The following is a 13552-nucleotide window of genomic DNA, read 5'->3' as shown; positions in this document are numbered from 1 at the left end:
TTACCCTTGTGACGCCTCAGAAGAGGACACGAATTTATAGCCTTTTCCCCACACGGTCAGAATCCGTTCCGGCTCGGCCGGATTGGTTTCTATCTTGATGCGCAGCCGGTTGATATGGGTGTTCACCGTATGTTCATACCCTTCGTGTTCATAGCCCCAGACCTGATTTAACAGGCTGAGTCGCGAGAATACTTTGCCGGGATTTTTGGCAAAGAAATACAACAGGTCAAACTCGCGGGGCGTCAGCTCGACAGACTGATGATTGAGCATCACGTCACGCGCAATCGGGTCGATCACCAGCCCGGAAAAGCTCAGCGTTCCGGCATCCATTTTCAGATTACGGCTCATCGCTTCCTGCCGCCGGAACAGCGCCTTGACCCGCGCCACCAGTTCCAGCATAGAGAACGGTTTCGCCAGATAATCGTCCGCGCCCAGTTCCAGCCCGAGCACGCGATGTACTTCGCTGGAACGCGCGCTGATAATAATGATCGGCGTATACCGCGTCATATTGCGCGCACGGCGGCAGATTTCCAGGCCATCAACGCCCGGCAGCATCAGATCGAGGATCAGCGCGTCCCAGCCGCCCTTCTCCAGATGTGCCACCCCCAGATTGCCGTCGGCGGCGTGGGTAATCTCATAACCTTCATCACGCAGATGCAGGCTGAGCAGTTCTGCGATATCCCCGTCATCTTCAACGATCAGGATCTTCTTCGTCTTATCCATGTGTTATCCCAAAAACGTGGCGTTTCCTAATGGTTTGAGTCTACACAAGCAACCGTCTGCGAGTTATCACATTTTATTTAACTTTGCGTGAGGTCTCGGGGAACAAATCCGCTCAATACTCGCTACATCACAGGGCGGACAGCCGGACTTCATTATGACAATACACACGGAATTACCTCATCAGGCAAAATCCAAACCGGCCACGGTGCACCCTTTGTGGCTGCGGCTGACCCACTGGCTGAATGCGCTGGCGGTGCTGATTATGGTGACCAGCGGCTGGCAGATTTATAACGCATCACCCCTGTTTGATTTTGATTTCCCGCCAGCGATGACACTGGGTGGCTGGCTCGGCGGCGGTATTCAGTGGCATTTCGCCGGTATGTGGTTGTTCGGTTTTAACGGCTTGTTTTATCTGCTGATGAACATTTTTACCGGCCGGATGAAACAGAAATTCTGGCCGCTGACGCCACGCGGCATCTTCAATGATTTGCGGGCTGCCCTGCGTGGCAAGCTGAAACACGACGATTTACGGCACTACAACATGGTGCAACGCGCGGCGTATGTGTTCGTGATGTTCGACGGCATCGTGCTGGTGCTTTCCGGGCTGGTGGTGTGGAAATCGGTGCAATTCCCGCTGCTGCGCGAACTGATGGGCGGCTTTGATACCGCGCGTTATGTGCATTTTCTGGCGATGGCTTCACTGGTGGGATTTGTGGTGTTGCATATCGTGATGGTGGCGCTGGTGCCGAAAACCCTGATTGCCATGATCCGCGGGCGTTAAGGAAGACATGATGAAAAACATCGTTAAAAGAACCCTCAGCCAGATTTTCAGTCCTTCCGACAGCGAAGCGATTTTACAGGAAGCGAAAAAACAGATTATCCGCGAACTGGATGCGCCCTCCCGCCGCCTGTTTTTACAACGCGGACTGACACTCGGCGGCGTGGCGATGCTGACCGGTTGCGATATCAGCGATAACGCCAGCGTGGAAAATGCGCTGGGCAAAATCTCCGGTTTCAATGACCGCGTGCAGGGCTGGCTGTTCGGTTCAACACGCCTCGCGCCGGTGTATGCCGAATCGATGATCACCCGTCCGTTTCCGTTTAACGCTTTTTACGCCGAAGACGACGCGCCACAAGTCGACGGCAACGCTTACCGCCTGAAAATCGCCGGTCTGGCACTGGATAAACGCGAATGGTCACTGCCGACGCTGTACAAAATGGCGCAGGTCAGTCAGGTGACGCGACACATTTGTGTCGAAGGCTGGAGCGCGATTGGTAAATGGGGCGGCGTGCCGTTCGGCGATTTTCTGCGCCTGATCGGGGCAGATCTCACGGCGGAATATGTCAGTTTTAAATGCGCCGACGCGTATTACACCAGTATCGATATGGCGACGGCACTGCATCCGCAAACCCTGCTGGCGCTGACCTATGACGGCCAGATTTTGCCGCGACAATACGGCTTCCCGATGAAGCTGAGGATGCCGACCAAACTCGGCTACAAGAATCCGAAACACATCGAAGTGATTGAAATTACCAATAAATTTACCGGTGGCTACTGGGAAGATCAGGGCTACAACTGGTTCGGCGGAAGCTGAACACTCTCCACAACACCCTTTGTACATCAAACCTATAGAGAAGGATTTACCATGAAAAAGTTAACCATAATGATGATGTCTGCTTGCCTGATGATGGGCGCAGTGAGCACCACCTATGCCGCTGACGCAATGGCGAAGAAAGACACCATGGGCCATATGTCAAAAGACTGCATGAAAAAAGACAGCATGAGCAAAGACACTATGGCGAAAGACAGTATGGGCAAAGACTGCATGTCGAAAGATCACATGAAGAAAGACAGCATGTCGAAAGATTCCATGTCCAAAGACAGCATGTCGAAAGATTCCATGTCCAAAGACGCGATGAAAAAAGAGTCCTCGGGCCAGTAAGCGCCACTAAACCCGGCCATATAGCGAAAACGCCTCCGTCTGTTCAGCGGAGGCGTTTTACTTTCTGTTAAGAGCCAATACCCCGCCCCCTTAACACTTAATTATTTTGTGGCACTGGACGCCAGGCGAATCTGAATATCATTGTCGAGATTATTCACCCAATGGTTGTAACTGCGGTGAATCTCGCCTTTCCCGGCCAGCAGATTGGTGCTGCCGACATAATTAATGGTGTAGCCGCGGGTGTCATAGGTAATACGGATATCTGCTTTGTGTTCACGGTTATTCAGATGACCGTTAATCACGCCCGGTGCGCCATCCGTCATTATCCAGCCACGTTTTTGCCCTGCGTCGATAATAGCGGTTCTGATCTGACTTTCTGAATTATGGGTTGCCAGCGTGGTATGCGGCGTCGTTACCGGCTCGGTACGCGCGCAGCCAGAAAGCGCCATGACACAGACAAGGCCGATAAGTAACTTACTTGTAGATTTCATGTGAACCTTTTGGATTTAAAATTTGGGATAAGAGCTTGAAAAATCAACACAATATACGCCATTTTCCGAAAGGTGTCATGAAACACGCCGGTTGAGTTTCGTTTTCGCTTTGCGTAGTATATAAAACATATATGATTCGTATACTACCGAGGCAAGCCCATGGGTATCATTAAGATTTCAGAACTGATGCACGAGAATTTGCGTATTGCCAGCATGGCTTATACGCGTTCGATGAACGCACAGGCCGAGCACTGGATGAAGATTGGCATGCTGATGGAAACCCATCCTGATATGACGCACAGCCAGATTTCGCAATTGCTGGTGCAGTGCAGCATGGAATCTGAAGAAAACACCGGAAGTATCCGCACGCTGTTAAACGTGGGTGGCACACACAGGAAGGCAAGCAATGAATAATGGTTTAGACAGCAGGTATTTCGTCAACAATAACCGCATGGTCAAAACGCCGGAAGGCATCGATAAAGCCCGTATCGCCGGTAAACTGGCGGCGCGCGTGTTGCATATGATCACGCCGTACGTAGTGCCAGGCGTTACGACTAACGAACTGGACCGCATCTGCCACGATTTTATCGTCAACGAATTGCAGGCGATCCCGGCCAATATCGGTTATCACGGCTATCAGAAAACCACCTGCACCTCCGTCAACCACGTGATTTGTCACGGCATTCCTTCCGATAAGGCGCTGAAAAAAGGCGATATTGTTAACATCGACGTGGCGCTGATCAAAGACGGCTGGTACGGCGATACCAGCCGTATGTATTACGCCGGTGAACCCGGCATTATGGCGCGCCGTCTGGTGGATACCACCTATGAAGCAATGATGGCCGGTATTGCAGTGGTACGTCCCGGCGCAACACTCGGCGACGTCGGCTTTGCGATTGCTGCGGTGGCGAAACGCGAAGGTTTTTCCATTGTGGAAGAGTATTGCGGTCACGGCATCGGCATGGGTTATCACGAAGATCCGCAGGTGCTGCATTATGGCGAGCAAGGTCACGGGCTGGTATTGCAGGAAGGCATGTTATTTACCATCGAGCCGATGCTCAATGCCGGTAAAAAACAAAACAAAGTCCTGCCCGATGGCTGGACCGTGGTGACTAAAGATCATTCGTTGTCCGCACAATGGGAACATATGATTGCGGTGACGAAAGATGGTTATGAAATACTGACCCCGTGGCCGGAAGATAAGTGACAATACTGGGACAGTAAAGCCTCCATCCGGAGGCTTTTTGCTTTCTGAGGTACGGCTAACTGCGCTCGATTTCTTTTGTCGCCCGGTCCAACGCATCGGTGATTTTATACAGTGTCTCCTGTCCGATGGGGCCTTTCGCCAGCCGCAGGTTAAGCGCCATGCGGATATTGTTTATCGCGCGCTGCATTTCAGGAATGCTGCGATTGTTGGATAAAATCGCCAGCGAATGCAGTTTCTCCGTCACTGAGCCGAGCAGTTCTCCCTGTTCAGCCAGCGATTGCGAACCTTCCGGTGTAATCGCATATTGCTTCTTACCGCCCTCTTCCTGGCTGGCCGAAATCAACCCCTGTTCTTCTAAAAAGGTCAGGTTCGGATAAATGATACTGGCGCTCGGCGTGTATTCACCTTTGGATAATTCTTCGATGGCCTTGATCAGCTCATAACCGTGGGCGGGACGCCGCTGCAAAAAATGCAGCATCAGCAGGCGGATATCCCCCGTTTCGAACATTCTTTCGCGGCGGTGTTTATGATTCATCATCGTTATTTATTATGCCAATAGGCCACACAACGCACCAGGTTCGCATCCAATCCACGGGTTTCCACGAAATAATCATTCAGCCCTTTGGCGAATTTCCCTTCACCGGTGACCCAGATGTAGTAATCACTTTCCGGCAGCGGCAGGCTTTTCAGTTTTTTAACCTCCGCGTCATCTTCCTGATAACCGTTGTGCTCATCGCTGACAATCCATTCAATGTTGAAGTCTTGTTCATCATCTAAATAGCTGACGCAACTCACGTCTTTCACTTTCACCAGCACGGTGATTTTGGCGTCGGACGCCGCCTGTTTCAGCTCACGCAGACGGCGTTTCACCGCCGGAAGACCGGTTTCATCGCAGACATACAACTGCCATTTATAGGTGGTCGGGATGATCAGTGAACCACGTGGCCCGCCGATGATCAGTTTATCGCCCGGCTTCGCATCAGCCGCCCATTCGCTGGCGACACCCCCGTCGTGAATATAGAAATCCAGCGTCAGTTCGTTGGTCTGTGCATCGTAATGCAGCGGCGTGTATTCGCGGTTCAGCGGACGCGGCCCTTCGCCCCACACGATCCCTTCTTCGGTTGCAGCGGGTGGTGTAATGGCATCCCCCGGATTCGCCGGGAAAAACAGTTTGATGTGGTCATCGAAGCCGCGTGACGTAAACCCGCTCAGCTCGTCGCCGTTTAATACAATGCGTTTAAAACAGCCGGAAATCGTTTCACTGCTTTTTACCGTGATATGACGGAAAACCAGTTCATTTTTGACACGAACCGGCAGATTTGCGGCAGGGGTTTCAGTGCGATGTTGTGCCATCACGTTCTCTCTTTTGCGATAAGGTCTACCAAAAGATATATCTTAGTCATGTTTTCCGCAATCCCGGAAAGTGTAAGGAAAAACAAAAAAGCCATCACGGTGGATGGCTTCGGATTGCAGTGGCAGGAGGAAGAATGGCTAGCGCACGGCGCCGTACAGGAACATCTCGACGGCGTTTTTCACCAGTTGCTTGATCTCGATGACGTCCAGTGGCGCAGGGTCGCTCTGGTACAAACGCATATTGGTTTGCGCCGTCACCAGCGCCAGAAACTGGCGCGCGCGCAAATCGGCATCAGCATTGCCGAGTTGCCCTTTTTGCATCGCCAGCGCTAAAAATGCCGCCAGTGATTCGATGGCTTCACCCGGACCGGCATCGTGAAACAACATACCGATGTCAGAACGCCCGGCTTCGGCAATCACCATCCGGTATACCGCCAGCGCGGTACCGTCGTTGGTCAGCACCAGCAACATTCTTTCACCAAAACGGGTCAGCACCGTTTCCAGCGGCAGATCAGGCAAGGGGGCGGAAAGCCCGTCAACGGCATCGGAAAGATGCCCGGTGGCGTAGGCTTTAACCACCGCCACCAGCAGCGATTCTTTGGAGGGAAAGTAATTGTAAAGTGTGGCTTTTGATCCGCCAAGCCGCCGGGCAAGCTCATTCATCGAAGCACGCTCGTAGCCGCACTCCTGAAATAATTCCGCCGCGGCATCCACAATCGCATCCCTTCTGGCCTCGGTACGTACTTTCATTTTCACTCCTTAACTGTACGGTACAGTTTCTATTTATACCCACTCTAACCATGCCTTTCCGGCTTGTAAAGCCGCGCCCCCCTGGCCCGTTTCGAAAGACGAATTGCAAAGATTTCGTTAAGAACTACATTTTTTTTATCATTTTGTTGATAACAATTATCAGTATCATTATCATTCTCACAAAGCCGAAATGGGTGCGGATGTTAAATAAACCCATATTTTATAAGGACAATGGCCTTTTCACGGAAGAATTGCATGCAGATGACCAGCGCGTCTGATTTGTCGAAAGGCAGTAAATGCGAGCAGAACTTAAAAAAATTAGTCCAGGACTTATAACAAATGTTCAAATCCTTTACACAGCAGGGTTTGGTGAAAAACGTCATTTTCATGGGGACGATTCTCACCACCACCTTTAACGTAAATGCAGCGGAAGCCGTTAAAGACAATACCGATCTCACAGCAAGCAATACGCAATCTTCTGAAGCCATCAAAAAAAAACCGGCGGTGCGTACCGCGCAGGATCTGGCGCAGAACAATGAAGAAGTCATGACTGTCACCGAAACGATGCCGGATAAAAAACCAGGCTCGAAAACCACCATCACGGCGGCAGAAATGCAGCGAAAAGGCGGTAATGATTTCGGCACTATCATGCGTTATGAGCCGCTGATCACCGCGACCGGCGCGAGTGGCGGCTCCGGCAATGGCAAAAGCGGCTTCGACCGCAGCGGTTATACCGGCTATAACATCCGTGGCCTGGAAAGCAACCGCGTCGGTATTGACGTCGACGGTATTCCGCAGCCAAACGCTACCGGGCGCAGCTACGTCAGCCGTGCGGGCCTGAACACCTTTGGTATTGGCCGCGATTACATCGACCCGTATATTTACGGTCAGGTGGATATTGAATCCGGCGCCACATCAGCCGATCGCGCCAACACCTCCATCGGTGGTGCCGTTTCCTTCCTGCCAAAATCTGCCGACGATTACCTGCGTCCGGGCAAGGAAGTCTATTTCGGTTACCAGTCTGATTATGATTCTTCGGATCGTTCCTGGCACAACGGCATCACCGCTGCCGCCGGTGACGAAACCCTGCGGGGCCTGATCGCCATCAGCCGCCGCGACGGCCAGGAAACCAGCAACAACAGCGATACGCTCGATGCGTATCCGGCCAACTGGCACTCTGACGCCATTATGACGTCGGTCATCTGGCAGCCGAATGATGCGCATAAAATCACCGGCACCCTCGATTACTACGAGAAAGTGAACCACACCCATTACGATACCTGGAACAATGCTGGCAGCGCGATTCTGGGTACCGCACAACAGCAAAGTAACACCCGCCGCTGGGGCGCGAGCCTGAAAGATGAATGGACGCCATTCAACGATTACGTGGATGCCATCGTCTCGAAAGTGTATTACCAGTACACCCAGGCACACGACAACACCTATCTGCCAAACGAAAGTAAGCAGATGATGAACGTCTACTCAAACTATGACGTGAACACCTACGGCGCGGAGACCAGCTGGCTAAAAACGCTGGGTCGCCATGAGCTGAGTGCCGGTATCAACGGCCGCGTGTCCAACACTGAACGTCCGTTCCGCGAAAGCCCGGATCAAAGTGCTTTCACGACTATCATGCAGCCGGAAGCTAACAGCCGGACGTATATCCTCGGCGGCTTCCTGCAAGACACCATCAAGTTTGACCTCGACGGCCATAACTTCTCTGTCGTGCCTGCGGTGCGTGTCGCGTATCAGAATACCAAGGCAGAAAACCTGTCAGACTTGTCCAACAGCATTGTTTCTGAAGATCAGGTTTCCACCCTGTACGGTAAAGCCAACTCCGATACACAGGCCCTGCCATCACTGGCCTTCACCTATGACATCACCCCTAAGCTGATGACTTACCTGCAGTACCAGCGCGGTGCCCAGTTCCCGGATGCCAGCCAGCTTTACGGATCCTGGAACCTCGGTTCTAACTACGCAGGCCGTGGTCAGTACGCGCTGATCGGTAACACTAATCTGAAAACCGAAACCAGCAATAACTTTGAATGGGGCATGAAAGGCGAAGCCACGGAAGGCGTGACCTTCAAGACTTCCCTCTTCTATAACACCTACAAAAACTTCATTGCTAACACCCGTTACACCCGCGCGGGCAGCCCGGGTATGTTCACCAACGTGCCATCCAATATTTATACGATTTATCAGGCAGAAAACCGCGATGAAGCCTTTATCTACGGTGGCGACCTGAGTACCAAAATTAACTACGGTACCTGGTTCAGCAGCGTTGATGGCCTGAGCACCACCTTCGCACTGGGTTATGCCAAGGGTGAATCGAAATCCAGCTACGATGGCGACAAATATGTTGACCTCGACAGCGTGCCGCCAATGAAGTTTGTGGCTGGCGTGGCATGGGATGCGCCATCCGGCATCTACGGCACCGCCCTGACCGCCACCTTCGTGAAAGGTAAAAAAGCCGAAGCGACCAGCCGCCAGAGCTACACCAATGCCGGGACGCCAATCACGGGTTCCACCACCGAATACATGAATGTGCCGGGCTACGGTATGGTGGATGCAACGGCCTACTGGAAAGTCGCGAAGAACGTGAAACTCAGCGGTGGCGTTTATAACATCACCGACCGCAAATACTGGGATTATCTGAGCAGCCGCACCCTGACCGAAACCACCAATCAGGATGAGTACAACAAAGCGCTGGCTGTGATGCCGGGTCGCAGCTTCCAGTTGGGCGTGAACGTCGATTTCTAACCGATAACGCCCGAACGGACAACATCAAAGGCGTCATGTGCAAACATGACGCCTTTTTTACGCCTTGTGACCTTCTCCTCAAAACTAAACCCACCTGTACATTTTCTTGACATGGGAATTTTATTACTCCATAAATGAACCGTACCGTACGGTTTTGAAATAAACCGAAACCGACGTCCCGCGACGATTCTTAAAAAGGTAGGAAAAATGTCTGCATCCGTTCACGGCTATTCTCTGGCGGCTTTGATTTCTTTGGGTTTTCTCACCGGGTGCGCGAGTACCCAGCCTGTGCCCTACACCGGGGTCACCTCTTCTCCACAAATGAAACCTGATACCCAGGACGATTCAGGCCATATCGCATACAGCTACAACACCCCGACGGACTGGAATAAATACAGCCGCGCGATCCTCGATCCGGTGGTGATTTATCAGGGCAAGGATGCCCAGTTTGATGACGTCACGGCGGAGCAAAAACAGCAACTGGCGGCGTACATGCAGCAGCAGTTCGGCAAAAGTGTCGGCGGGCGTTTCCCGCTGACCAACGCTATTACCCCAGGCACCTTACGCATCCGGCTGACGCTCACCGGCGCGCAAACCACCACCGCGTTTCTGGGCACGTTCACCCGCTTTGATCTGATGGGCGGGCCGTACAACATCGTGCAGTCAGTGCGCGGCAAACAGGGTTCATTCACCGGCTCCGTGAGTTATGCGGTGGAAATTTATGACGCCCCCTCCAATCAGTTGCTGAAGGCTTATATCGCGAAGCAATACCCGAACTCGCTGAACATTGGCGCGACCTGGGGTGCGCTGAGTGCGGCCGAAACCGGGCTGGATAAAGGCGCGGAACAGTTGCAGGCACAACTGAAATAAGTGACGGCAGGACACAGGACATCACCATGAAAATCTATCCGCAGCAGGTCGTTTGCAAACATTGCGACAGTCTGTATACCCGAAAACCTGTGCGGTCCGGCGAGGCCGCACATTGCCAGCGTTGCCGTGCCGTACTGTATCGGGGAAGCTGGCTGAGTCTGGAACAATGGTTTGCGCTGACGGTCACCGCCGCGCTGTTTTTCATTATCGCCAATGCCTTTCCGGTGCTGGAAATTCAGTTTCATGGTCAGGTGCAGGCGGCAACGTTGTGGCAAACCGCGATGGCGCTGGCGTACAGCTACGCATCGCCACTGGCCATTCCGCTGGCCATGCTGATCATCGTCTGTCCGTGTCTGCAAATTCTCTTATTGGGTTGGGTGTTATGGCACGCCTGCCGGAAAAAAGCCGCGCCGGGGCTCGCTTCTGCGATGCGTTTGCTGGCCGGGCTGGCGCCCTGGAGCATGGCGGAAGTGGCGTTGCTGAGCATTCTTATCGCCGCCATCAAACTCTCGGGACTGGTGCAAATCACCCCCGGCCCCGGCACATGGGCGCTGCTCGGGTTGTGCCTGTTATTACCGGTGATCAACCATCAGGATTTCCACCCGCTGTGGAGCCTCAAAACGCTGAAAGGCCAGCGCGAATGACGCCGGTTCCGCACGCATTAACGCAGGGCATCGTGCGCTGTCATGTCTGCGGACTGGCCTGCGAACAAGTGCCTGGCGTGCGGGCGTTGCCGTGTCCGCGCTGCCATGCGCCGCTGCATCCGCGATTGCCGGACAGCCTCAGCCAGTCATGGGCATTGCTGCTCACCGGGCTGTTGCTGTATCTGCCCGCCAATTTACTGCCGGTGATGTACAACAGTTTTGCCGGTCGCGGCAGTGAAAGCACCATTCTGGGCGGTATCGCCGGGTTCTGGGATGCCGGTGATTACATCATCGCAGCAATCATTTTTACCGCCAGCATTGTCGTGCCGTGTGCCAAGTTCCTGATCCTCGGCGGGCTGCTGATCGCGGTACAACGACGTCCCGCTTCCGGTCAGCTTCGTCGCTCGCGCCTGTTCCGCCTGACGGAACATATCGGTTACTGGTCGATGCTCGATGTGATGGTGGTCGCGATGATCGCAGCGCTGGTGCAGTTCCCCGGCCTCAGCACTGCCGAACCGCGCATCGGTATTGTTTTTTTTGGCGCAGTGGTGATCTTCACCCTGCTGGCTGCCCTGAAGTTCGACCCGCGTTTGCTCTGGGAAAATCAGAATAATGACTGAACACGCTTCACCCCCGCCGGACATTGTCCCGCGCCGTTTTCGCCCCTCGCTGATCTGGCTGGTGCCCGCCATAGCGGCATCAGTGGGTTTGTTTTTGCTGTTACAGGACTGGGCGGATACCGGCCCGGAAATCTCCATTACTTTTCAGACCGCCAGCGGATTAGAAGCCGGTAAAACCGAAGTGAAATACAAAGACGTCACGGTCGGGCGGGTGAAATCGATTTCGCTCAGCCCCGACAGCCGCCGCGTGCTGGTCACCGTTTCACTGATGAAAAACGCCGAAAATCTGCCCAGGGAGGACACCCGTTTTTGGGTCGTGCGTCCGCGCATCGGCATGGGCGGCGTATCGGGTATCGATACCCTGCTTTCCGGCGCGTATATCAGCCTTGATACCGGCACATCGCAGAAATCCGGCAGTGACTTTCAGGGGCTGGAATCGCCCCCGGCGGTGATCAACGGGATGCCCGGCAAACAGTTTGAAGTGGTGGCCGACGATCTGGGTTCACTGGATATCGGTTCGGCGGTGTATTACCGCCGCGTGCCGGTCGGGCGGGTCTCTTCCTATGCGCTGCGCCCTGACGGCAAAGGCGTCAGCCTGAACGTATTTATCGATGCGCCGTATGACCGGTTCGTCACTTCCGCCACCCGTTTCTGGAATGCCAGCGGCGTGGATTTATCACTCGATTCTGAAGGTTTGCAGATCAAAACGCAGACCATGGCGTCGGTGATAGCCGGTGGCATCGCGTTTGCCAATCCGCCCGACGACAGCACGGCAAAACCGGCAGCCAGCCACCGCGTATATACGCTGGCAGACGATCAGGCCTCGGCAATGACCCCGCCGGACGGCACGCCGCAGGTGTTGCAGTTGCGCTTCCAGCAGTCGCTGCGCGGCATGAAAACCGGCGCGCCGGTGGAGTTTTCCAGCGTGAAGCTCGGGAAAGTCACGGCGATTGAGCTCGATTACGACCCTGCCGCTTCGCGGTTTATCTCGGTGGTGACGATTGAGGTGTATCCGAACCGCTTAGGGCATGTGCAGGAGAAACTGCCGAAACCTGAAAAAGACGGCCAGCAGCAGGCTGCCACGTTCCTGCGCGACATGGTGAAACACGGACTGCGGGCGCAGGCGCGCACCGGCAATCTGCTCACCGGACAGTTGTATATCTCGCTCGATTTTGTGCCTTCGGCGCTGCCGGTGTCTTTTGATATGACTGTGCGACCGTTGCAGATCCCCACACTCAATGGCGGCTTTGATCACCTGCAGGAACAGCTCGCGACACTGATTGGCAAGTTATCGACAATGCCCATTGAGTCGATTGGCAGCAATCTGAATGCCACACTGGGCAATCTCAATCAGACGCTGATTCAGGTGAACCGTCAGGTTCTGCCACAAACCACGCAAACCCTGCGCCAGTTCGATCAGACGATGGGCAGCGCACAAACCCTGCTGGCAGCGGACTCTCCGCTGTTGCAAACGCTGGCCGAATTCCAGCGGACATTATATTCCCTGCGCACCCTCACCGGCCTGCTCACGCGCCAGCCACAGGCGCTGATCGCCGGAAGAAACAGTGAAAATAAGGAGCAACCATGAATGTCCTTCGCGTGATAACCGGGGTTTGCCTCCTGCTGGGGTTAAGCGGTTGCGCCTCTCCTGCGCCTCATTATTACACCCTGATCACACCTGCGGAGAATGCGCCATCTGCGATACCACCGGCTGCATTTGTGCTGCGCGTACAACCGGTGACCGTGCCTGAACAGCTTAATCAGCCGCAACTGGTGATACGTAAAAGTGACGGCGAAATCGTGATATCGGATAGCGCGTTGTGGGCTGCGCCGCTGCCGGAGGAAATACGCAGTGCGCTGTCGGCGCAGCTTGAACGCTCGCTGAATACAACAGACATCCGCGAATTGACACCGCCGCCCGATAAACCGGTTATCACCCTGCGCGTAACCGTGCAGCAACTGGATGCCTGGCCGCAACGTCACGCCAGTCTGACAGCCCGCTGGCAACTGCGTTTTGGCGCAGATGCAAAAATGCTGACCTGTCGCTCACAGCATCAGATTGACGTGACGGGTGGCGTGCCGGAACTTATCACCGCGCAACAGAAACTGATTGCGGCACTGGCCGCCGATGTTTCAGATGCCATAAAAAGCCGCCACTGCCGCTGAAAACCGGACTTTTTCGCAATGCTTA

General features: G+C 54.0%; 16 protein-coding genes. 11 read left to right on the top strand and 5 right to left on the bottom strand.

Annotated features, from left to right (window positions below; all coding sequences use genetic code 11):
• The gene (locus DXU84_RS07020; protein WP_013578101.1) at positions 1-723 is read right to left on the bottom strand and encodes a response regulator transcription factor; all 723 of its coding nucleotides are present in this window, start codon (positions 721-723) and stop codon (positions 1-3) included.
• Between the two features lie 154 nt (positions 724-877).
• Between DXU84_RS07020 and DXU84_RS07015 the strand changes: the two genes are divergently transcribed.
• Genes DXU84_RS07015 through DXU84_RS07005 form a run of 3 tightly spaced genes read left to right on the top strand, consistent with a single transcriptional unit; the run spans position 878 to position 2666 of the window.
• Complete coding sequence (locus DXU84_RS07015; RefSeq protein WP_013578100.1) at positions 878-1504, top strand: cytochrome b/b6 domain-containing protein; 627 nt, start codon at positions 878-880, stop codon at positions 1502-1504.
• 10 nt (positions 1505-1514) lie between these two features.
• On the top strand, positions 1515-2318 hold the full coding sequence (locus tag DXU84_RS07010) for a molybdopterin-dependent oxidoreductase (RefSeq protein ID WP_013578099.1): 804 nt from the start codon (positions 1515-1517) through the stop codon (positions 2316-2318).
• 51 nt (positions 2319-2369) lie between these two features.
• Positions 2370-2666, top strand: a complete 297-nt coding sequence (locus tag DXU84_RS07005) for a pentapeptide MXKDX repeat protein (protein ID WP_153375217.1) — start codon at positions 2370-2372, stop codon at positions 2664-2666.
• 101 nt (positions 2667-2767) lie between these two features.
• On the opposite strand, the gene DXU84_RS07000 is transcribed toward DXU84_RS07005, so the two are convergent.
• Positions 2768-3157 (bottom strand): hypothetical protein, encoded by a 390-nt coding sequence (locus DXU84_RS07000; RefSeq protein WP_013578097.1) that lies wholly within the window; start codon positions 3155-3157, stop codon positions 2768-2770.
• A 159-nt stretch (positions 3158-3316) separates the two neighbouring features.
• Here DXU84_RS07000 and DXU84_RS06995 point away from each other — a divergent pair, with 159 nt between their 5' ends.
• Both DXU84_RS06995 and map read left to right on the top strand, forming a co-directional pair.
• Entirely contained in the window at positions 3317-3571 is a 255-nt protein-coding gene (locus DXU84_RS06995; protein WP_013578096.1) for a ParD-like family protein, read from the top strand.
• 37 nt (positions 3572-3608) lie between these two features.
• Entirely contained in the window at positions 3609-4364 is a 756-nt protein-coding gene (map, locus tag DXU84_RS06990; RefSeq protein WP_041673469.1) for a type I methionyl aminopeptidase, read from the top strand.
• A gap of 55 nt (positions 4365-4419) precedes the next feature.
• On the opposite strand, the gene DXU84_RS06985 is transcribed toward map, so the two are convergent.
• The 3 genes from DXU84_RS06985 to DXU84_RS06975 all read right to left on the bottom strand — a co-directional run bounded on the left by DXU84_RS06985 (position 4420) and on the right by DXU84_RS06975 (position 6467).
• Positions 4420-4902: a PadR family transcriptional regulator gene (locus tag DXU84_RS06985; RefSeq protein WP_223509528.1), complete on the bottom strand. Its 483-nt coding sequence runs from the start codon at positions 4900-4902 to the stop codon at positions 4420-4422.
• Positions 4903-4904: 2 nt separating this feature from the next.
• Positions 4905-5717 (bottom strand): siderophore-interacting protein, encoded by an 813-nt coding sequence (locus DXU84_RS06980; protein WP_153375216.1) that lies wholly within the window; start codon positions 5715-5717, stop codon positions 4905-4907.
• Between the two features lie 138 nt (positions 5718-5855).
• A complete protein-coding gene (locus DXU84_RS06975) occupies positions 5856-6467 on the bottom strand; it encodes a TetR/AcrR family transcriptional regulator (RefSeq protein ID WP_013578092.1) in 612 nt (203 codons plus the stop codon).
• A 387-nt stretch (positions 6468-6854) separates the two neighbouring features.
• Between DXU84_RS06975 and DXU84_RS06970 the strand changes: the two genes are divergently transcribed.
• From DXU84_RS06970 to DXU84_RS06945, 6 genes are all read left to right on the top strand, one after another.
• The gene (locus DXU84_RS06970) at positions 6855-9227 is read left to right on the top strand and encodes a TonB-dependent receptor domain-containing protein (RefSeq protein ID WP_370461751.1); all 2373 of its coding nucleotides are present in this window, start codon (positions 6855-6857) and stop codon (positions 9225-9227) included.
• Between the two features lie 207 nt (positions 9228-9434).
• Positions 9435-10097: a DUF3313 domain-containing protein gene (locus tag DXU84_RS06965; protein ID WP_013578090.1), complete on the top strand. Its 663-nt coding sequence runs from the start codon at positions 9435-9437 to the stop codon at positions 10095-10097.
• 26 nt (positions 10098-10123) lie between these two features.
• Complete coding sequence (locus DXU84_RS06960; RefSeq protein ID WP_013578089.1) at positions 10124-10741, top strand: paraquat-inducible protein A; 618 nt, start codon at positions 10124-10126, stop codon at positions 10739-10741.
• A complete protein-coding gene (locus DXU84_RS06955) occupies positions 10738-11361 on the top strand; it encodes a paraquat-inducible protein A (RefSeq protein WP_013578088.1) in 624 nt (207 codons plus the stop codon). Before DXU84_RS06960 ends, DXU84_RS06955 begins: the two co-directional genes overlap by 4 nt.
• The gene (locus DXU84_RS06950; protein ID WP_153375214.1) at positions 11354-12949 is read left to right on the top strand and encodes an intermembrane transport protein PqiB; all 1596 of its coding nucleotides are present in this window, start codon (positions 11354-11356) and stop codon (positions 12947-12949) included. The genes DXU84_RS06955 and DXU84_RS06950 overlap by 8 nt, the downstream gene beginning before the upstream one ends.
• Positions 12946-13527, top strand: a complete 582-nt coding sequence (locus tag DXU84_RS06945; protein WP_153375212.1) for a membrane integrity-associated transporter subunit PqiC — start codon at positions 12946-12948, stop codon at positions 13525-13527. The genes DXU84_RS06950 and DXU84_RS06945 overlap by 4 nt, the downstream gene beginning before the upstream one ends.
• The last annotated feature ends 25 nt before the right edge of the window (positions 13528-13552 follow it).

It is taken from the genome of Rahnella sp. RcJ3 (assembly GCF_009498575.1).
Taxonomy (GTDB): Bacteria; Pseudomonadota; Gammaproteobacteria; order Enterobacterales; family Enterobacteriaceae; genus Rahnella; species Rahnella aceris.
Note: the sequence above shows the minus strand (reverse complement) of the source record. Positions and strands in the feature narration are given on the sequence as shown.